A 19,687-nucleotide genomic window follows, 5' to 3' on the forward strand; every position below is an offset into this window, starting at 1 on the left:
AGGCTAGGGGCGGTTACGTCCCGACGTGAACCACCTGCCGGCGGACGGCATGAACAGCGCCACCAGGCCCATGCAGCCCAGAAGCAACTGGGCGCCCCACAGGAGCACAACGTAAGTGCCGGCGTCGCCCTCGGGAACGAGGAAGGCTGCGGCAACCGCCATCACCGCCACCTGACCGGCCAGCAGGGGGATCATCATCCAGCGGGCCCAACTCCGGCGTCCGGAGACGGCCGCAAGGAACGCCGCCTGGAGGAGGATCAGCAGTAGCAGGGCGCTGAGGCTGCCCCAGAAAACAATGGCTGTGGACGTGGTCACGGCGTCGGCGTTCCCGCCAGGGGCCATCTTGTCCACCACAGTGCGGAGCCGCTCCAGGTGGGAGGTGCGGGTAAGGAAGGAGCCGACGACGACCGCTGATCCGGCAACCAGGCTGAGCAGCCAGAGGCCCCGCGCCACGCTGATGCTGCGCGGCGCGGGCGGAATGACAATGATCGGCGCCGGTGCGGCGTAGGACAGGCCGGGCCGCGGTGGGGGAGGGGGCGTGGCAGCCCCGGCGGGGGCAACCGGCAGTTGGTCGTCTCCGTCGGGGTGTTGGGGCATGGGTCCTACTTCACGTCACCGGTGTCATGGGTGTCTGCGTCTCCCGAACCGTCGGGTCCGGTGCCGGCAGGGCCGGCGTCGCCCTTTGACTCCAGTTCGTCCTTGAGCTTTTTGAGGCGCGCCGCTTCGGCCTGTTTCCGCCGGCGCAGCTCCAGGTTCCGGAGGAAATCGGGATCGTCATCCGGAGCGGTAGGCCCGCTGTACTGCCGGCGTACCGGAGCCGTGGTCCCGGGACGGCCGATCAGGAGCCAGAGGATGGCGCCGATCACCGGCAGGACAATCATCACGATGATCCACGCGGGCTTCGAGATGCCGCGGGTCGAACGGGCGTCAGTGCGGATCACGTCCACCAGTCCATACACAAAGATGACGAGTACTGCGACGGCCAGAACCACACGGAAGAGCATGCCATTAAGTCTATCGTCCGCAGGCGGCTGGCGTTCAGGCGGGGCGGCTAAACTTGGATGGTGGCTTTCCTGAAATACTCCCTGATCCGGCTGGCGCTGTTTGCGCCGCTCTTTGTGTTGTTCATGTTCCTGCAGTTGGGGGCAGTGCTGTCAGTGATCTGTGCGGGGCTGATTGCCTTTGCTGTCAGCTACCTGTTCTTCCAGAAGCAGCGCGACGACGCGACCGCCTCCCTGCACCAACGGTTCTCCGGGAAAGCCAAGCCGTTGCGCAGCGCCGGCGAGGTTGCTGACGCAGACGCTGAGGACAGCCTCCTCGACGCCAACCCGGATGTCACCATCCGCTCCAGCACACCCAAGACTCCCGACGCCTGAGCCCGGATCGCCGCGGTCGGTCGCGCCGCGCGGTCCTCCGCGCGGCAGGTGGACGGCTCAGAAGCCGTGGCTGAGGACCAGTCCCAGTGAGAACAGCAGGCTGTAGCCAAGGTTGATCAGGCCGGTCTGCTTGAGCACCGGAATCAGGCTCTTGCGCTTGCGGCCGTTGATCATCAGCCAGGCCGGCATCAGGCAGGCCGGGATGAGGAGCAGCACGATCAGGATCCACGGCCGTCCTGGTGCCAGGATCACCACCAGCAGGATGGCCACGGCAAGCATCAGCACATAGCTTTCGCGGGCGTGCTTGTCACCCAGACGCACTGCGAGGGTTTTCTTGCCGGCCTGGATGTCCGTGGGGATGTCGCGGACGTTGTTGGCCATCAGCAGGGCGCACGCGATCAGCCCCGTGCCGATCGCGCCGATGACGGCCGAAAGGCTGATCTGCCCGGCCTGCGTGTAGGTGGTGCCGAGGGTTGCCACCAGGCCGAAGAAGACAAACACAAAAACGTCGCCCAGGCCCATGTAGCCGTAGGGGTTCTTGCCGCCGGTGTAGCCCCACGCGGCCATCACGCAGCCGATCCCCACCAGGATCAGCCACCAGCTCTGGGTGATCACCACCAGGGCGAGGCCGAACACCATGGCCAGGGCGAAGGTACCGAACGCCGCGTACTTGACGTGTTCCGGCCGGGCAACGCCGGAACCCACCAGCCGCAGCGGGCCCACACGGTCCTCGTCGGTGCCGCGGACGCCGTCGGAATAGTCGTTCGCGTAGTTCACGCCGATCTGCAGGAGCAGTGCCACCAGGGCGGCCAGGATGGCGTTGACGGGACGGAACGAATTCAGCTCGTACGCCGCGGCGGTGCCGATCAGCACGGGGGCGATGGCGGCCGGCAAAGTGCGGAGGCGGGCGCCCTGGATCCATTGTGCGGCTGTGGCCACGGTGAGTACCTCGCTGGGTTGGGGGGAAAACGGTGAAACGGCGCGCACCGGCCGCGGGGGCAGCCGGTGCAGCTCTACTCTACTTTCCCTGGTGCAGGGCGTTGAGTTTCTCGATCATGGCCAGGCGGTCCGGCTTGCCGTTGGGGAGCATCAGCAGCTCCGGCGCGGCCAGCACGGTTTTCGGTGCCAGCAGGCCCAGCCGCTGGTGCCAGTCCTGTTCAAGCACGACGGCGTGATCCCCGGTGGGGGAGGCGCCGTCACCGCCCGCGCCGGACCCGCCCGCGCTGGACAAGGCGCCGGGCGGAGCGCTGCCGCCGGCCAGCGCCACAAAGGCGGCCACGGCCTGGCCCCATTCCGCGGACGGAACGCCGGCCACAAAAGCCGCCGCGACGCCGTCGGACTTTTCCAGCTCTTCCTGCACGTGCGCGGCAGAGACCTTGACGCCGCCAGTGATGATGACGTCGTCAGCGCGGCCCAGCACGGTGAGCCGGCCGTTCCCGTCGAGCGTGCCAAGGTCGTTGGTGCGGTACCAGCGGACGCCGTCTTCCTCGTAGAACGTGTCCGTGCTCTCGGGCGCGTCGAGATAGCCGGCGGCGATGGTGTCGCCGCCCAGCAGGATGCGCCCGTCCTGCGCTAACCGGACCTCCACACCGGTGAGCGGCACGCCGTCGTACACGCAGCCGCCGCAAGTTTCCGCGGAGCCGTAGGTTGTGGTGACCCGGACGCCGGCCTCACGGGCCGCCTCGAGCAGGGCGGCCGACGCCGGTGCACCGCCCAGCAGGATGCCGTCGAAGCGGCGCAGGACGGCGAGGGTATCGGGCGAGGGCGATTCAAGAAGGCGCTGCAGCTGGGTGGGCACCAGCGACGTGAAGCGGAGGCGGTCGGTCAGTTCCAGGGCCCCGGCCGTGAATGCTGCGGGCGTGAAACCGCCGGACATGTCCATGACCCACGGCCGAGTGCCGGCGAACAGCGAGCGCACCAGGACCTGCACCCCGGCCACGAACTGCACCGGCAGCGCCAGGAGCCACTGGCCCTCGCCCTGGAGGGCCAGCGCGGTGGCCATGGAGGAGGCCGCCAGCGCTTCAACGGTCAGGACCGTGGCCTTGGGCGCCCCGGTCGAGCCCGACGTCCTGACCACCGCCACGGCGTCATCGCAGCCGGGGGTTTCCGTGTGCCCCACCACGAGCTCGCCGTCCGGGTTCACGGAAAGTTCGACGGCGGGTCCCTCACCGCGGAGGGCGGCGGCCAGTGCCGTGAGCGCCGGTTCGATGTCCAGGGGCCCGATGTTCTGGCGTCCAATGTTCATGTGCCGTCCTGCCTTAGAAGTAGTGCGGGAAGCGGGACCAGTCCGGGTCGCGTTTCTCCAGGAAGGCTTCCTTCCCCTCCACGGCTTCGTCCGTCATGTAGGCGAGGCGGGTGGCTTCGCCGGCGAAGACCTGCTGGCCGGCCAGGCCGTCGTCGGCGAGGTTGAACGCGAACTTGAGCATGCGGATGGCCTGGGGGGACTGGCGGGCGATGTCCGCGGCGTATTCCAGGGCCACTTCCTCCAGGCGTTCGTGGTCCACGGCCTCGTTCACGGCGCCCATGCGGACCATGTCCTCGGCGGAGTACTCACGGGCGAGGAAGAAGATTTCCCGGGCCGACTTCTGGCCGATCTGGCGGGCCAGCAGCGCGGAGCCGTAGCCGGCGTCGAAACTTCCCACCGTGGCGTCCGTCTGCTTGAACTTGCCGTGCTGGCGGGAGGCGATGGTGAGGTCGGAGACCACGTGCAGGGAATGCCCGCCGCCGGCTGCCCAGCCGTTCACGACGGCGATGACCACCTTGGGCATGGTGCGCATGAGCCGCTGGACTTCCAGGATGTGGAGGCGGCCCGCGCGGGCGGGGTCGATGGTTTCCTGGGTCTCGCCGTCGGCATAGCGGTACCCGTCACGGCCGCGGATCCGCTGGTCACCGCCGGAGCAGAAGGAGTGGCCGCCGTCCTTGGGGGAGGGGCCGTTGCCGGTGAGCAGGACCGTGGCGACATCCGGCGTCATCCGGGCGTGATCCATGGCGCGGTACAACTCGTCCACGGTGCCGGGGCGGAAGGCGTTGCGGACTTCGGGCCGGTTGAACGCGATCCGGACGGTGGGCAGGTCCCTTGTTACGGTGCCGTCTGCGGCGCGTTCCACCTGCCGGTGGTAGGTCATGTCCTGGAAGTCGTCGAAGCCGGACACGGTGCGCCAGCGGGTGGGGTTAAAGACGTCGGACACCTTGGCGGGAATTTGGTTGCTCACCGGACAAGTCTAGTAATCGGGTCAGCTGATGCAGAACTCGTTGCCTTCGGGATCGGCCATGGTGTGCCATCCGTGCGGGCCTTCGTTGGCGGACCAGAGGAAAGTGGCCCCGCGGGCCTCCAGTTGCTTCCGGACTTCTTCCTTGTCCCGGCCGTCCAGGCGGACGTCCCAATGGACGCGGTTCTTGACGGTTTTTCCTTCCGGGACGGCCTGGAACAGGACCCGGTGGGCAGGTGCCTTTGCGTCGAGTTCCTCCGGCGGCCGGATGGCCTGCCCTGTCCGCCATACCAGTTTGCCGCGGTGGGTGAGGGTCTCCTCTTCCGTGGCGTAGCCCTGGCTGATCATGGAGCGGATGAAGGCCTCATCCTGCGGTTCCACGGCCCAGTCCAGGGTTTCCGCCCACCAGTCAGCGAGCTCGTGCGGGTTCTTGCTGTCCACCACCATCTGGATCTTCAGTCCCATCCCCCCAACCTACGCGGGACGGCGGCACGGCGGCTAGGGGAGGGTGCCCCCTCCCCGCAGCAACGCGTTGGTTGGGTTGGCCGGTGGTCAGGGCTGTGCCTGCTGAAGCTGCTCGAAGAGTTCGGGCGGGATGGCGTAGATGAAAATGACCGCGAGCAGGTTCTTCGCCGCGTGCACAAAGTAGGAGAACATCAGGTTTTTTCCGGTCCACACATACACAAAAACCAGGGTGGCGCCCATGGCCAGGTAGGGCAGCAAGGCAGGCAGCGTGATCGCTTCCTGGCCCACGATGTGAAGGGCAGCGAACAGCACCGCGGACAGGGCGCAGCACAGCCAGATATTGAGCCGGCGGCTGAGTTTGCCGATCAGGAGGTGCCGGAAGATGTACTCCTCCACAAACGGGCCCACGATCACCACCACGGGCACCATCAGCCAGGCCGGAACCTGCTGCATCAGGTCCTGCAGCTCGGCCTGGTTGGCGGAGGTCTGCACCCCGCCGGCCGCCGAGACCACCAGTGCGGTGAGAATCATCATGGCTATCACCGCGGCGGGGACCATCATGAGGGTGAACCAGGGCCGGGTGGCCAGCACGCGCAGGTCCCGGCTGGTTACCCTGCGGGCGGAAATCACCGCCAGGATTCCGACGGACCCGTAGAAGAGCAGGTTCACTCCGTAGGACGCCGCTGCGGGGCTGGGTGCCAGTTGCCGCAGGAGCGGGGCGAGCAGTTCACCCGCGACGGCGAACAGTCCGGCCACGGCCACGTACAGGCCCACGGTGGTGAAGTCGAGGGCGGAAAACCGGTAGAGCTCCGGCTGCGGAGCCGGTGGTCGCCGGTGGATTGTAGCCATGGGTTCAGCCTATCCCGCCACTTCCCCCGAGTTGCTCTATCACCTTTGGTCGCCATTCACGGGGCAAAGGGACCATAAGTGATAGAGCAACGAGGGTGCGTCAGGTTTGGCCCGTGATGGTGAGGACGATCAGCACGCAGTTCAGGACAACAATCAGCGCTGCGCTGGTCCAGCCCGCGATCTTCAACGGCATTGAATCCGTGTGGATGCCCATGACGTCGCGCTTCCCGGTGAGCCGGATCAGCGGGATCAGCGCGAAGGGGATGCCGAAGCTGAGCAGGACCTGGCTCAGGACCAGGGCCAGAGTCGGCTCGATCCCGGCCCCGAGGACCACCAGTGCCGGGATCAGGGTGATCACACGGCGGGTTAGCAGCGGCACCCGGACCCTGAGGAGCCCGCCCATGATGGTGGCCCCCGCGTAGCAGCCGACCGATGTTGAGGCCAGTCCCGAAGCCAGCAGCCCGATCGCGAACGCCACACCAATGACCGGGCCCAAAGCCGAGGTGACGGCAGCGTGAGCACCGGCAATGGTATCCGTCCCTTCGATGCCGCGAAGGCTGGACGCGGCCAGCAGGAGCATGGCGATATTGACTATCCCGGCGAGCATCAGGGCCCCGGCAACGTCGAATCGCGTAGCCCGTATAAGCCGTGTCCGGACGGCAGGATCCTCCGAGAAGCCATGCCTGTCCCGGGCCAGCGCCGAATGCAGATAGATGGCGTGCGGCATCACTGTTGCCCCGAGCATGCTGGCCGCGAGGAGGACCGTATCCGTTCCCTCAAAGCGGGGAATCAGGCCATTCAAAGCACTTCCCGCGTCCGGTGGATTCACGAAAAGCCCCGACACGAAACCTACCGCGATCACGCCCAGAAGGATCAGTATCGCGTACTCGAAAGACTTTTGACCGCGGGAGGACTGCAGTGCCAGCAGCAGCATCGACGCAAGACCGATGATGAGGCCACCGGCCAACAAGGGCAGCCCGAAGAGCAGGTTCAGCGCCACCGCACCGCCAATAACTTCGGCCATGTCCGTCGCCCCGGCCACCACTTCAGCCTGGGCCCAATACAACCGCCGGCGGCCCTTGGCCAGGCGCCTGCCCATAATCTCGGGAAGACTCATGCCCGTAGCCAGGCCTAGCTTCGCTGACTGATACTGCACCAGAACAGCCATCGCGTTCGCCGCCACCAGAACCCAGACCAGCAAGTACCCGTAACTGGCACCCGCCGTCAGGTTGGCGGCAACGTTTCCGGGATCCACGTAGGCAATGGCAGCAACAAAGGCAGGCCCCATCAGCAGCAGACGCGACCATCGCCGCCCCGCCGCGGAGCGTGCCTGCAATGTGGGAATAGCCATCCTGGTCCTCGTCATCGGTGGCAATTTGATACCACCAAGATAGCCCAATTTAGGCATGCCGAAAACATTTATTTCGGAGTCCCGTACCGCATGTCATATTGACCTGGTACGCCCGTCCAAGGCAGGCTGGATCGATGAAGTCCTAAGCACCAGCCCGGCCAGCCCGGACTGCCCCCTCCCGAATCCAGCGCCGCCGTCGAGCCTCGTCTGAACCTCCAGCAGCTCCGGCGGTCATACTGCGGAAAATCACAAGGACTTCTCGTGACTGAACACCTCAACCTTTCCGGCGTCTCCCATGGCTACGGCGACCGGCTCCTGCTTGACGGCGTCAGCCTGGTCATCACTGCCGGTGAGCACGTGGCAATCGTCGGTGAGAACGGGGCCGGAAAGTCCACGCTGCTCCGAATCCTGGCCGGGCTCGAGACTCCCAACGAAGGCACCGCAGGCAGCCATGGCCGGGTGGGCTACCTCGCCCAGACCCACGGCCTGCCGGAATCCTTCACCGTGGGTGGCGCCATCGATGCGTCCCTGGCGTCACTGCGGGCCCTCGAGGCCGAGCTGGACCGGCTGGAGGCAGGCCTGGCCGACGCGGAGGACGAGGAGCTGGAGACCTACGGCCGGCTGCAGACCGAGTACCAGCTCCGTGAAGGCTACGCCGCGGAATCGAGGGTGGAGGCCGCGCTGGACCGGCTGGGCCTGGGCGGCCTGGACCGAAACCGGCTCCTGGGCTCGCTCTCCGGCGGTGAACAGGAACGCGTGGCGCTGGCCTGTGTCCTGGCCGATCCTGCGGACATCCTGCTCCTGGACGAGCCCACCAACCATCTGGACGCCCGGGGCACAGCATGGCTGGAGGACCGCCTGGCTGCGCACCGCGGCACCGTGGTGGTGGTGTCCCACGACCGTGTGCTGCTCCGCAAAGTGGCCAGCACCGTCATCGAGGTGGATGCCGAGCGCCGCGCCGTGACGCGCTACGGCAACGGCTATGACGGGTACCTCCGCGAGAAGGCCGCCGAACGCGAGCGCTGGGTCCAGCAATACCACCAGTGGATAGACGCGATGGAGGCCGAACAGCGGCAGGCGGACACCGTGGCAGGGAAAATGGGCTACGCCCGCAAGCGCGACGGCGACAAGATGGGCTTCGACTTCAAAGCCGGCACCTGGCAGAAGGCGGCCACCAGCAAGGTCCGCAACGCCCAGGAACGACTCCGCCGGCTTGAGGCCAGCCCGGTGGACCGCCCGCCGGTTCCCTTGCGCCTGAACGTGGACCTGGCCGTGGACCAGGAAGCTGCGCCGACGCCGGCTGGCCTGGTTGAGCCCTCAGCGGTGCTCTCAGTCCGCGGCGTGAGCGTTCCCGGCCGCCTGCGCCCTACGGACTTCGAAGCCTGGACCGGTGACAAGATCCTCATCACCGGTCCCAACGGCGCCGGCAAGTCCACGCTGCTCTCCGTGCTGGCAGGCACGCTGGTGCCAGCCGGGGGGAGTGTGACCCGGCCGGCACACATCGGCTACCTGCAGCAGGAGCTCGAACTGCCTGAGCGGCCCTCGCTGCGACTGCTGCCGGCCTTCGTGGCAGGCCTGGGCGGCAACATCGATGAACATGCCGAGGCCCTCCTGCGCCTTGGCCTGTTCCGCACCAGCGAGTTTCACGTCCCGGTGGGCAGCCTGTCCGCGGGCCAGCAGCGCCGGCTCGCCCTCGCCCGACTGCTGCTGGGCGGCTTCAGCACCCTGATCGTGGACGAACCCACTAACCACCTGGCGCCCGTGCTGGTGGAGCAGCTCGAGGAAGCGCTGGCAGACTTTGTCGGCACCCTGGTGATGGTCAGCCACGACCGTGCCCTCCGGGACTGGTTTGCCCGGAACGCCAAGAAGAGCGAACAATCGCGGACTGACGACGCCGGACGCTGGATCCGGTACTCGATGGACCGAGGTGTGCTGGCCCGGGTGTGAGGGCGGGCAGTCCGAACGCCTTCGCACCTTCTATGCCCGGCCGGGAAGATATCGGAATATCATTTCGTTCAACAGGCCAATTTGCCATTTTAATTCGCGTTAACTGCCGCTGAGTGTTGTCCGCGTCACGAACGCATAACGGCGCCTTGTAAGATTGAAGGGCCGCGCGGGCCCTCAATGCCTGGGACTTTGTGCTGGCCACCCCCCGACTCCACAAGGAATTGTTGTGCCTCAAAGTACCCCCACAGAACTTAAGAGCCAGGCGGCGCCTTCCGCCGCCGTCGACTCTTCCCTCAGCGCCGAGGGCTACAAAAAGACCCTGGGCCGCCGCCACGTAACCATGATCGCGATGGGCGGCGCGATCGGCGTCGGGCTCTTCATGGGAGCCGGCGGACGCCTGGCCTCCACGGGCCCGGCGCTGATTTTCTCCTACGCCATTGCCGGCGTAATCGCCTACCTGCTGATGCGGGCACTCGGCGAGCTGATCATGTACCGCCAGACTTCCGGCTCATTCGTCAGCTACGCCGGCGAGATGTTCGGCAAGAAGGGTGCCTTCCTGTCCGGCTGGATGTACTTCATCAACTGGGCCATGACTGGTATCGCCGAGCTCATCGCGATCGGCCTGTACTTCCAGTTCTTCTTCCCGAATGTTCCCGTTGAGCTGTCCGCCATCGCCGCGCTGGTGCTGCTGGTGGCCGTGAACCTGCTCAGCGTCAAGGCGTTCGGCGAGTTTGAATTCTGGGCGTCCTGCCTCAAGGTGGCGGCCATCGTCACCTTCCTTGCCGTGGGCACCTTCATGGTGATCACCAACGCCAAGGTGGGTGCGGGCCACGCTTCGGTCAACAACCTCTTCCACGAAGACGGCGGCATGTTCCCCAAGGGCGCCCTGGTGATGATCCTGGTCCTCAACGCCGTCATCTTCGCCTACAACGCGATCGAACTGGTGGGCATCACCGCCGGTGAGATGGAAAACCCCGAACGCGAAGTCCCTAAGGCCATCCGCGCCGTTGTGGTCCGCATTGTGGTGTTCTACGTGGGTTCGGTATCCCTCCTGGCCATGCTCCTGCCGTCGGACCAGTACCACGCSGGYACSTCSCCGTTCGTSACGGTGTTCGGCCAGATGGGCCTGSCKTGGATGGGCGACGTSATGAACATGATCGTCATYACCGCSGCGCTGTCCTCSTGCAATACCGGCCTGTAYTCGATCGGCCGSATCTTCCGCACCATGGCCAATAACGGTCATGCGCCGCAGTGGCTCACCAAGATGTCCAGCCGGCACATTCCCTATGCGGGCATCCTCGCCATCGCCACCGTGTACCTGGTGGGGATCCTGCTGAACATCTGGCTGGGCGGCTCGCACGCGTTCGATCTGGCCCTGAACTCGGCGTCCATTGGCGTGATCTTTACGTGGGGCTCCATCTTCGCCAGCCAGATTGCACTGCGCAATAAGAAGGGCAGGGTGTCCTCGCTGCCCATGCCAGGCTCGCCGTGGACCAGTTGGGTGGGACTCGTGGCGCTGCTGGCCATCACCGTACTGATCGGTTTTGACACTATGACCAGTGAGACCGGCGAGGTCTTCATGCTGGGCCTCTGGACCCTCGCCACCATCCCGTTCTTCGCGCTGGTGCTGTGGCTGGGCTGGCAGAAGGTCAAGCACAACGAGCCCAAGAGCGAGCTGTTCAGCTAGTTTCGGTTCCTGCAGCCGGACGCTAAGAAGTACGACGTCGGCGGGTCACCCTCAGGGGGTGGCCCGCCGACGTCCTTTAACTCCATTGCTCCTTAACGGCCGTTTTCGAGCCGCAAAAGGGCCGCTACGGAGCAACCGATGGCTCAGTGCCGGCTTTCAGGTGCCGGGCGAAGTGGTCCTCAATCCGCTGCCACGCCTCGGGGGAGGACGCCGGGTCCGGGCCGACTCCCATCACGCGCATCAGGGGCCGGAGCAGTGCCGGGCCCTCTTCGGTGTCGTTGAGGAACGCGTGGCCGGCGGTAGGAAATTCCTTGACGTCGTTTTCGATGCCGAGTGTGTCCAAGGCAGTCTCCAGCCTGCGGGCCGCGCCCTTAAGGGTCTTGTCCTTGCCGCCGAAGTTGGCCACGACCGGGCAGGCCCCGCCGAGGGTGCCCTCCAGGTCGCGGGGGAGGCGGCCGTAGTTGACCGAGGCCGCGTCAAAGCCGTCGCGGGCCACCAGCAGGGCAAAACCGCCGCCCATGCAGAACCCGATCACGCCGGTCTTACCTGTGGACAGCGGCGAGGCGGCGAGCCAGGCCCGGGCTGTGGCGAGGTCGGTAAATACCCGGCCGCTCCCCGTCACCATGCTCCGCATGGTGCTGACCAGGCAGCGCCGGGCGCCGCCGTCGCTGAACAGGTCCGCAGCGAGCGTCAGGTAACCGGCCCGGGCCAGCCTGTCCGCATGTGCGCGTATTTGGTCGTTCAGCCCGAATGCTTCGTGAATCATCAGGACTGCAGGAAACGGGCCGGGACCCGAAGGTGTGGCGAGGTATCCGCCCAACGCGGGCGAACCCCCGGCAGCGGCACTCTCGGCGCTCAGGTCGACATACGTCATGGGCCAAGGGTAGCCGCATCGCTTCATCGAGTGCTCCACACGGGCCCTTATGAGGCCCCAAAAGGGCTGTTGTGGAGCACTCGATGCCGAAAAAAGGGCAAAAGGATGGCGGTGGATCCCCCATGAGGATCCACCGCCGTCCGGTATGTGAAGGACTAGTCCTTCTTGAAGGTGTCCTTGACGTCTTCGCCGACCTTCTTTGCGCCGGCCTTGACCTGGTCTGCCTGGCCTTCGGCCTTCAGACGGTCGTTGTCGGTTGCGTTTCCGGCCGCTTCTTTGGCCTTGCCGCCGAGGTTTTCCGCTTCGTTACTGATCTTGTCTCCGAGGCCCATGGCTGGCCGCCTTTCGTTTCGCGTTGATCGAACAGTGCGTTTTCACAATAACACAAAGCATGCTTATCATTTCAAGCCCCTGGGAGAACTGCTGCCGATGTCATGGTCCCCCGCTAGGCTCGATGCATGGATCACACAACAAGACTGACCCAGCACATCCATGCCCGTCCGGACAAGGTTTGGGCCGTCATCTCGGACATTCCGGGCTCCGCCGCAACACTCTCCGGCATCAACGCCGTGCAGCTGCTCACTGACGGGCCCTACAGCGAGGGGACTCGCTGGAAGGAAACGCGGACCGTGATGGGCCGGGCTGAAACGATGGAAATGTGGGTGGCCAAGGCTGATCCGCCCCGCAGCACCACCGTGAAGGCACAGCAGGGCGGTGCCGACTACACCACCCGCTTCAGCCTGGCCGAGCGTGACGGCGGAACTGACCTTACGCTGACCTTTGGCGCGGATGTACTCAAGCCCACGGTTCTCAGCAAGGTCACCATGGCGTTGTTCGGCAAGCTCGGCATGAGCATCACCCGCAAGGCCCTGGCGAAGGATCTTGCAGAAATCGCGGCCAAAGCGGAATCGATTTAGTGGCTGCCAAACCGCCCAAGGTTGTCGGTCCCCGCTTCACCGAGGTCCGGTTGGAGGACCTGACCGACGACGCCGCCCCGAATTTCCGGCGCGGTGAAAAGTACGACGGCGTCCGGTACAGCCGAGTCGCTGCCGACGGTCTCGAACTGAGCGGCACTGACTTCGCCGAGTGCGATTTCCAGGGCGCCTCGTTCAACGACACCCAGCTTCGCGGCGCAGGCTTCCGCGATTGCATCCTGTCCGAGCTGTACGCGCCGGTGTTCAGGGCAGCCCGCTCCACATGGCGTGACGTGCACTTGAACAACCCCCGGCTCGGGTCGGCTGAACTCTACGAGAGCGGCATGCAGTCCGTGCGGATCGACGGCGGCAAGCTGGACTTCCTCAACCTGCGGGGAGCCAAGCTCACGGACGTCCTGATCACTGACTGCATCATCAACGAGCTGGATCTGGGTTCCGCCGCGGGAACTCGGGTGGCACTGAAGAACTGCACCGTCGGGACGCTGGACCTCACGGGGGCGCGGTTGAAGGACTTCGACATCCGCGGCAGCGATTTCCGGACCATCAGCGGCCTGGGCAGCCTGGCCGGACTGGTCATCGATGACTACCAGCTGAGCCTGCTGGCCCCGCTCCTTGCCGGCCACCTGGGTATCCGGGTGGTGTGACGGGCACCGCTCGTCAGAGATGTCGGGCGGGTCTTGCCGGGCCTAGGCTGATGCTGTGACTTTTCTCGAACCCATCACCTTGACCGGCCGGCACGTCATTCTGGAGCCGCTCAGTCATGAGCACCACGACGGGCTGGTGGAGGCGGCCCGTGACGGCGAGCTGTGGAAACTGTGGTACACGTCCGTTCCCAGGCCGGAGGGGATGACCGCGGAGATTGAGCGCCGGCTGGCGATGCAGGAGCAGGGGTCCATGCTGCCGTTCACTACGCGGCTCCTCGATCCGGCTACTGGCGGCCCGGGCCGGATCATCGGTATGACCACGTACTGCAATTTCGACGGCGCCRTGCCCCGTGTGGAGATCGGCTACACCTGGAATGCCGCGTCGGTCCAGGGCACTGGCACCAACCCGGACTCGAAACTGCTGCTGTTGCGCCACGCCTTCGAGACGATCGGCTGCGTTGCGGTGGAGTTCTGCACGCACTGGCTGAACCACCAGTCGCGGGAGGCCATTGCCAGGCTCGGCGCCAAGCAGGACGGCGTGCTGAGAAGCCACCGGCGGACCAGCGACGGCGTGCTCCGGGACACCGTGGTGTTCTCCATCCTGGAGCACGAGTGGCCCATGGTCCGCAACGGCCTTGAACACAGGCTCGCCAAGCACCCGTAGGGGGTGCTTGGCGAGGTTACTTGCTAAGCGACGCTAAGGCGTATAGGCGCCGGCAGCCCTCAGCGCCGAGAAATACGCCTTATAGCCCTTGGCGTTGGGGTGGAAGTTATCAGACTCGGCGGGACTGCCGAGATTTATCCACGGTTCAGGTGTCAGGACGCCATGGCCGGCGAATGCGCGCGTGACGCCGACGTAGTCCGCGTCGATTCCCCGGGTGGCCGCTGCGGTGACTGCGCCTTCTATGGTTCCGTTGAGCCGGTCGGCCAGTCCAGTCGCTTGGTAGATGAACAGGCCCAGCGAATCAGTCCGCCCTGGGTCGATGGGGTCGAAGAGGTAGGGGTAGCCTGTCACGACAATCCTGGCGTTGGGCGCGGCGGCGTGCACACTCTGGATCATCGAAAGCACGTCGAAGTAGAGTTGCCGGCTAGTGAGCTGGGCTTCTGCGTAAACGCTGGCAACCCCACATTCCGTAACCTTTGTGGTATCCCCAAAGGCGACGGCCCCGCAGGAGCCAACGATATTCCCAAATCCGAGGTTGTTGCCACCAGCGGTGATGGTAACGAGTTCGGTCTTCCTGTTTAGCTGGCCGAGCTGCTCTTTCACCACATCCTGCGTGGTTTTACCGCTGCAGGCCGCGTTCGTAGTGACCTTCACCGTCTTGAGTGCATCCGCGAGTTCGGCGTAGGCGTTATTACTGCGGTGACAATCGTCCTTGCCCAAGTACGGTCCGGCCCCCTGTCCGGCGGCGTAGGAGTCGCCCAGGGCAACGTAGTAGTCGTATTTGTCTATCGCGTGGGCAGGGCCCGCTGCGAACCCCAAAGTCATTGCCATGGTGGCGAGGCCGGCTGCAAAAGCCGAGCGCCGCCGTCGTACTGTTGTCGTTGCCATCGGATTCCCCTCAGATTGATCAATTGGACGAGCGACACAAGCAGGTACTGGTTACCGTACGCCTCACACCCAAGCCCGTCACCGATCCGGAGTACTCGACTTTTCCGCGTGCCCGGCTTCGTGTGAATCCCGGCACCCGCGTGCGGCCGCGGGTGGCTTCGTGATTAGCTGTGCGCGTGGACAAACAGGGCGGTGCCGTGGGCTGGGACGGAGCCGTGAATGCCTGGCACATCGCTGGCGGCGTCTACCGCATGGGGCGGCGCGAATGGCTCACCGAAACCGGGTGGCAGCAAGCGTACGACGACGGCATCCGAACCGTGGTGGATCTGCGTCACCCCCGCGAGGCTCTGCGCCGGGACACGGACCCGGCTGTCGCTGACCACGCATGGTCGGGCATAGACATCGTCGTCGCCCCCACCGAAGAGCCCGACGATCCGCGGTTCACGGCCGTGTGCGGCCCGTACCTCAACGATCCCGCCCATTACCTGCATAACGTCCGGCTGTACCCGCAGAAACTTGTTGCCGTTTTCCGCGCCATGGCTGCCGCAACGGGTGCCGTCGTCATTCACTGCGCGGCCGGCCGGGACCGCAGCGGACTGGTGGCCGCCATGGTCCAGGATGTCGCCGGCCACTCGGACCGCCTCATCGCTGACGGCTACTCAAAGGCCGCCCGTGGCATCAACGAGCGTTACCGGACGCACGGGCCTCCGCACGCCCGCGAACGCTACCTGCACGACGCCGAACTGGCGCCCCTGCTGAAAGAACGCGGCCGGACGGTGGTGAAGTTCGTGCGGGAGTTGGATACCCAGGCTTTCCTTCTGGAAAACGGGCTTTCTCCCGAAGAAATCGCCAACATTAAGCGACTCACTGCCAGCCGGGTACCCTTGTGACGTACGTGGCCAGAGTGACAGGTGGTGGCGATGCACGTGAGGAAGGGCTACCGCCCACGGGCGGAATGGCGTACTTGAGCGGGACGAGCGGAACGGCTATCCGAATGAAACGAGTTTTTGCCGCAGGGACCATAGCTGGATTGGCTTTGGCGTTGGGATTCGGTGCTGTGCCGGCCGTGGCCGTCCCGGGCGTCGTCACTCCGGAAAGCGCAGCCTGGGGTAGCTCGGGGGCGAATCATCTTTCCGCCGGCGGTGCCGCAAGTCCGGTTGTCGACGTGTCTGCAACCGCCGGTCCTTCCGAGGCAGGCCTTTCCGAAGCGGTGCTTCGTGACCTGGGCATGAGCCTGGCGGAATTCAATGCCGCCGGCGAACTTGGCCGGCAGGTAGCCGACGCCCTCGATACCCTGCGGGTGCTTCCTGGCTTTGTGGGCGTCAGCCTGAAGAACGGCAAGATCCTGGTTCAAGGTGCGGGACAGGCCCTCCAAGCCACAGTAGATGAGCTAAACCAACCTGGCCCTTCAAACTTTATGCTGGTGGCGCCGTCAACACCTGCCTCGCCTGCCTCCGAGCCCAGTGCCACCGCCTCCGCCGCAGTTCAGCCCGATCTATCTCCTTCTGCACCGGAGCTGGTGGCGCAGAATATCGATCAGCTGTTCCAGGCGTACGTCAGTGACGTTGGAACCCGGGGCCTCCAGGCTGTTGCCTTGACTGACGGGCACTTTGTCATCCGCACTGGTTCCGTGAATACTTCGGAATCCGACGTCCCCGCCACCGTCGGCGGACAGCATTCACCACAGGCGTCCGCACCTGCCTCGGCCGCTTCCGGCAAGTTGACCCCTGCGCAGTTCGTGTCCCGCTACGCGAATGTCCACCTGGAGAAGGGCGCAGCCGTCAAAACCGAGGATGACGTTTTCGGTGGCCAAGGATTCTTCGTCGACAACATGGTTAGGTGCTCCACAGGCTTCAGCGCGTTTGGACCCACGGGATTGCCGCTGGTCCTGACAGCCGGGCACTGCGCCGCAGACGGCTTAGCCAAGGCCGCCGGCATTGAGCCGGTCAGCTGGGCTCCGGCCAGTGGGGGCACTACTCCGGTCCCGTTGCCGGCCCTGGCCCCGCTCGGCAATTTCGGGTTCAGCCAGTTCGGCGGCCCGAACAATGCGGCGGCAACACCGGACGGATCCCCAGTCGGCACGGACATTGCCGTCATCAAGGACATTAGCCCCGGCCTGAATCTTCAGCCGGCCGCCACAACGTGGGCCGATGCAAAGACTCCGGATCCCGTCAAGATTGTGGGGACCGCCGCGCCCGTACTGGGCGTACCTGTGTGCCGGTCCGGACGGACCACAGGGTGGAAGTGCGGCACCATCGATTCCCTTGCGATCCTGATGATGCCTGGACGAAACAGCGTCAACCTGCCCGACGGCACGGCCACTGACCTGCGTCCGGTGCGCGCCTTCGACTCAACGTCCGTAAAGTCGGCGGGCGGAGATTCAGGCGGCCCCTGGATCAGCGGCAACTACGCGGTGGGCACGCACACCGGAGCGGAAATCCTCAACGGCGTACAGACGCGGGCCATTGCCGCCACCCTCGAGGACTCCCTCGCCAGCATCCCCGGGGGAGTCCAGTTGGAACTCTTCCTCAACAAGCCCACTGTCACCGCGCCCGCCCCGGGTGCAACCTTCGACGCCGGCCAAACCATCACAGGTACAGTCGCCGCGGCGCCGGCCTCGGCAGTCGCGGCCGGCTCGAAAATCAAGGTCACGTTGGCAGGGGAAGCGCCCTTTGAAGTGCCCGTGAACGCCGGCGGGGTGTGGGCGTTCACGGCCCCCGCCGGATCGGGGCCGCTGAAATTCACGGCCGAAACGGTCAACGGATTGAGTGCCTCGGGAGCTGTGGCGTTCCAGTTCGCCGCAGTACCCCCGGTTGCGGCTCCCCTTCCGACTCCGGCCGTCCCGCAGGCCGCCGTCCCGGCCGCCCCGGAGACCGTCGCACCGGCCGTCCCGGAGACCGTCGCACCGCCCGCCGCAACCCCGGCTATGGTGCCTGCCGCGAACGGTGCACCGACCCCCGCAGCTGCTGCCGCCGTCGTCGTACTTCCGCTGGAAGGGGAGCGCCCCGCAACCCTGGCCAGCACAGGCGCTTCCGGGCTCTTCCTGGCGGCAGGCCTCGCGGCCGCTGCGCTCGCCGCCGGCGGTGTGTTGCTGGCGGTGGTCCGGCGGCGGAAGCGGCAGCGCTCCACCCCATGATGACCTATCACTTATCGTCGTCATCGGCGACGAATGACGACGATAAGTGATAGAGCAACGGGGGCGGCCAGGCGTAAAATTTCCCCCGTAGGAGGTGGCGAAATGAACCTAGCCCTGAACACAGCCACAACCATCCTGCCCGTTGATGACGTGGCGCGCGCCCACAGTTTTTACACTGAAAAACTGGGCCTCCCGCACCGCGGAATGACAGAGGATGGAAGCGATATGCTCGGTGCCGACGGCGGCCCGATGCTGCAGTTGAAGCCAGTCTCGGATGGTACGCATTCCGAGCACACCGCCCTCAGCTTCGAGGTGCGCGATATTGAGCGGACTGTGCAGGACATGGAGGCCAGGGGCGTCCGGTTCCAGGACTACGACCTGCCGAACCTGAGGACCGAAAACCATATCTGCACCACGGACTCCGAGAAGTGCGCCTGGTTCATGGACACAGAGCACAACATCCTCTGCGTCCACGAAACCTTGGGGACCCAGGCTGACTACCAGCTTTGAGGTGGCCTGCTAGAACAGCGCGCTGCTAATAGACCTGCGAGGGCAACACACCAGCGAGGGCAGGCGTCCTCAGGCTTCCGCGCCGCCATGGAGGCCGTCGTCGCTGCTGTCATCCGAGGGGCCGGTGCCGGTGTCGGTCAAGTCCATGTTCCCGCGCGCTTCCTCTATGGTCGGTCCGCCGCGCGGCACGCTGTAGGTGTCCGGGCGGATGCCGTGCGCCTGCTCCTCGATCAGGGCCTGCTCTTCGCTGAAGCGGATGACGTTGGCTTCGTCACCGGCGTCGCCGGGGCTATCCTCCCGGAGGCTGGAGGGATCGGGAATGATGAATTCGGGCTCTGGTTCTTTGTGGTGGCTCATGGCTGGCCTTTCTTCGGTTGTGGCTGGCTCTGTCCTTCCACCGTAGCCCCATGTGGTGGCGGACAAAACAAAGCGGTGGACCACTCCCGGGTGGTCCACCGCTCTGTAACGGAACGCAGTTAGCTGGCGTTTTCCTCCAGCGTGAGGTCGCGGTCCCTGGTCTCGGGGATGCCGTCCTCGACGGCGAAGATGCGCGGGGAAAGCACAGATGCGAACGAGCGTACGTCTTGACGACGCGTGCCGCAGCCGACATACTGAATTCGGGCCCCGGCTGCAATGACGAACCGGCGGCAGCTCACAAACCTTGGAAGGGAATTGCCATGACTGAAGTGGCCTTTGACATCAACCGCAACGTGGACCTGTTCCGGGTAAACCGGGCAGGCGAACTGGCCGCCGCGCCGGGACAGACTCTGAATGCCCGCCGCATCTCCGGCGTCAGCAAGGAGAACAGCCCGGTCGAGCAGCTCTGGTTCGGCAAGGTCTTCACCGGTCCCGGCGAGATCTCAGACGCCCACCATCACGGCGAGGCCAACACGGGTGGCTACGTGCTCAAGGGCCGCGGCTTCATCCGCTACGGCGAGGGCTACAGCCAGGTTGTCTACCTGGAAGAGGGCGACTTTGTCTTCGTTCCGCCGTTCATGCCCCATATTGAGGGCAACGCCAGCAAGACCGAAGAGCTGATCTGGATGACAACGCGGACGCCGGACAACATTGTGGTCAACCTGCACAACCAGGAGATCGTGGACATGGAGATTGACTACCGCTCCTGACCTTGCGTGACAAAAAGCGGGGTGG

23 protein-coding genes are annotated in these 19,687 nt (G+C 65.4%); 10 read left to right on the forward strand and 13 right to left on the reverse strand.

The genetic code is table 11. From position 1 onward, the window contains the following. Positions 1–3: 3 nt before the first annotated feature. Positions 4–597 (reverse strand): hypothetical protein, encoded by a 594-nt coding sequence (locus AC1DIM_RS15645; RefSeq protein WP_477711420.1) that lies wholly within the window; start codon positions 595–597, stop codon positions 4–6. Between the two features lie 5 nt (positions 598–602). Then, a complete protein-coding gene (locus AC1DIM_RS15650; protein ID WP_477711421.1) occupies positions 603–1,004 on the reverse strand; it encodes a PLD nuclease N-terminal domain-containing protein in 402 nt (133 codons plus the stop codon). A 57-nt stretch (positions 1,005–1,061) separates the two neighbouring features. On the opposite strand from AC1DIM_RS15650, the gene AC1DIM_RS15655 reads away from it, so the two are divergent. Continuing rightward, positions 1,062–1,376, forward strand: coding sequence for a DUF4229 domain-containing protein (locus AC1DIM_RS15655; RefSeq protein WP_477711422.1), 315 nt, complete (start codon positions 1,062–1,064; stop codon positions 1,374–1,376). A gap of 57 nt (positions 1,377–1,433) precedes the next feature. Here AC1DIM_RS15655 and AC1DIM_RS15660 read toward each other — a convergent pair whose 3' ends face one another. From AC1DIM_RS15660 to AC1DIM_RS15685, 6 genes are all read right to left on the reverse strand, one after another. Continuing rightward, a complete protein-coding gene (locus tag AC1DIM_RS15660) occupies positions 1,434–2,315 on the reverse strand; it encodes a 1,4-dihydroxy-2-naphthoate polyprenyltransferase (protein WP_477711423.1) in 882 nt (293 codons plus the stop codon). Between the two features lie 79 nt (positions 2,316–2,394). Further along, complete coding sequence (locus tag AC1DIM_RS15665; RefSeq protein ID WP_477711424.1) at positions 2,395–3,621, reverse strand: AMP-binding protein; 1,227 nt, start codon at positions 3,619–3,621, stop codon at positions 2,395–2,397. A gap of 13 nt (positions 3,622–3,634) precedes the next feature. Then, positions 3,635–4,588: a 1,4-dihydroxy-2-naphthoyl-CoA synthase gene (locus AC1DIM_RS15670; RefSeq protein ID WP_477711425.1), complete on the reverse strand. Its 954-nt coding sequence runs from the start codon at positions 4,586–4,588 to the stop codon at positions 3,635–3,637. Positions 4,589–4,609: 21 nt separating this feature from the next. Next, the gene (locus tag AC1DIM_RS15675) at positions 4,610–5,050 is read right to left on the reverse strand and encodes a VOC family protein (protein WP_477711426.1); all 441 of its coding nucleotides are present in this window, start codon (positions 5,048–5,050) and stop codon (positions 4,610–4,612) included. 87 nt (positions 5,051–5,137) lie between these two features. Further along, a complete protein-coding gene (locus AC1DIM_RS15680) occupies positions 5,138–5,899 on the reverse strand; it encodes a lysostaphin resistance A-like protein (protein WP_477711427.1) in 762 nt (253 codons plus the stop codon). Between the two features lie 100 nt (positions 5,900–5,999). Next, positions 6,000–7,250: an Nramp family divalent metal transporter gene (locus AC1DIM_RS15685; protein WP_477711428.1), complete on the reverse strand. Its 1,251-nt coding sequence runs from the start codon at positions 7,248–7,250 to the stop codon at positions 6,000–6,002. A gap of 261 nt (positions 7,251–7,511) precedes the next feature. On the opposite strand from AC1DIM_RS15685, the gene AC1DIM_RS15690 reads away from it, so the two are divergent. Together AC1DIM_RS15690 and AC1DIM_RS15695 are read left to right on the forward strand one after the other, a co-directional pair. Continuing rightward, positions 7,512–9,197, forward strand: coding sequence for an ABC-F family ATP-binding cassette domain-containing protein (locus tag AC1DIM_RS15690; protein WP_477711429.1), 1,686 nt, complete (start codon positions 7,512–7,514; stop codon positions 9,195–9,197). A gap of 226 nt (positions 9,198–9,423) precedes the next feature. Further along, a complete protein-coding gene (locus AC1DIM_RS15695; protein ID WP_477711430.1) occupies positions 9,424–10,884 on the forward strand; it encodes an amino acid permease in 1,461 nt (486 codons plus the stop codon). A 124-nt stretch (positions 10,885–11,008) separates the two neighbouring features. Here AC1DIM_RS15695 and AC1DIM_RS15700 read toward each other — a convergent pair whose 3' ends face one another. Then, on the reverse strand, positions 11,009–11,758 hold the full coding sequence (locus AC1DIM_RS15700; protein ID WP_477711431.1) for a dienelactone hydrolase family protein: 750 nt from the start codon (positions 11,756–11,758) through the stop codon (positions 11,009–11,011). A 155-nt stretch (positions 11,759–11,913) separates the two neighbouring features. Beyond that, positions 11,914–12,090: a CsbD family protein gene (locus tag AC1DIM_RS15705; protein WP_477711432.1), complete on the reverse strand. Its 177-nt coding sequence runs from the start codon at positions 12,088–12,090 to the stop codon at positions 11,914–11,916. Between the two features lie 126 nt (positions 12,091–12,216). On the opposite strand from AC1DIM_RS15705, the gene AC1DIM_RS15710 reads away from it, so the two are divergent. Genes AC1DIM_RS15710 through AC1DIM_RS15720 form a run of 3 tightly spaced genes read left to right on the forward strand, consistent with a single transcriptional unit; the run spans position 12,217 to position 14,001 of the window. Then, on the forward strand, positions 12,217–12,675 hold the full coding sequence (locus AC1DIM_RS15710; protein WP_477711433.1) for an SRPBCC family protein: 459 nt from the start codon (positions 12,217–12,219) through the stop codon (positions 12,673–12,675). Further along, the gene (locus tag AC1DIM_RS15715; protein WP_477711434.1) at positions 12,675–13,337 is read left to right on the forward strand and encodes a pentapeptide repeat-containing protein; all 663 of its coding nucleotides are present in this window, start codon (positions 12,675–12,677) and stop codon (positions 13,335–13,337) included. The genes AC1DIM_RS15710 and AC1DIM_RS15715 overlap by 1 nt, the downstream gene beginning before the upstream one ends. Positions 13,338–13,392: 55 nt before the next feature. After that, complete coding sequence (locus AC1DIM_RS15720) at positions 13,393–14,001, forward strand: GNAT family N-acetyltransferase (RefSeq protein ID WP_477711435.1); 609 nt, start codon at positions 13,393–13,395, stop codon at positions 13,999–14,001. 33 nt (positions 14,002–14,034) lie between these two features. On the opposite strand, the gene AC1DIM_RS15725 is transcribed toward AC1DIM_RS15720, so the two are convergent. Beyond that, positions 14,035–14,889 carry an SGNH/GDSL hydrolase family protein gene (locus tag AC1DIM_RS15725; RefSeq protein ID WP_477711436.1) on the reverse strand — a complete coding sequence of 285 codons (855 nt, stop codon included), beginning with the start codon at positions 14,887–14,889 and terminating at the stop codon, positions 14,035–14,037. 176 nt (positions 14,890–15,065) lie between these two features. On the opposite strand from AC1DIM_RS15725, the gene AC1DIM_RS15730 reads away from it, so the two are divergent. The 3 genes from AC1DIM_RS15730 (at position 15,066) to AC1DIM_RS15740 (ending at position 18,535) form a co-directional block, all read left to right on the forward strand. Beyond that, positions 15,066–15,779: a tyrosine-protein phosphatase gene (locus tag AC1DIM_RS15730; protein WP_477711437.1), complete on the forward strand. Its 714-nt coding sequence runs from the start codon at positions 15,066–15,068 to the stop codon at positions 15,777–15,779. A 104-nt stretch (positions 15,780–15,883) separates the two neighbouring features. After that, the gene (locus AC1DIM_RS15735) at positions 15,884–18,025 is read left to right on the forward strand and encodes a S1 family peptidase (protein ID WP_477711438.1); all 2,142 of its coding nucleotides are present in this window, start codon (positions 15,884–15,886) and stop codon (positions 18,023–18,025) included. Positions 18,026–18,127: 102 nt separating this feature from the next. Then, complete coding sequence (locus tag AC1DIM_RS15740; protein WP_477711439.1) at positions 18,128–18,535, forward strand: VOC family protein; 408 nt, start codon at positions 18,128–18,130, stop codon at positions 18,533–18,535. 69 nt (positions 18,536–18,604) lie between these two features. On the opposite strand, the gene AC1DIM_RS15745 is transcribed toward AC1DIM_RS15740, so the two are convergent. After that, positions 18,605–18,892: a hypothetical protein gene (locus AC1DIM_RS15745; protein WP_477711440.1), complete on the reverse strand. Its 288-nt coding sequence runs from the start codon at positions 18,890–18,892 to the stop codon at positions 18,605–18,607. 119 nt (positions 18,893–19,011) lie between these two features. Then, positions 19,012–19,191: a hypothetical protein gene (locus AC1DIM_RS15750; RefSeq protein ID WP_477711441.1), complete on the reverse strand. Its 180-nt coding sequence runs from the start codon at positions 19,189–19,191 to the stop codon at positions 19,012–19,014. A 21-nt stretch (positions 19,192–19,212) separates the two neighbouring features. Here AC1DIM_RS15750 and AC1DIM_RS15755 point away from each other — a divergent pair, with 21 nt between their 5' ends. Further along, entirely contained in the window at positions 19,213–19,662 is a 450-nt protein-coding gene (locus AC1DIM_RS15755) for a cupin domain-containing protein (RefSeq protein ID WP_477711442.1), read from the forward strand. Positions 19,663–19,687 lie beyond the last annotated feature (25 nt).

Source organism: Pseudarthrobacter sp. 01T43 (genome assembly GCF_056398665.1).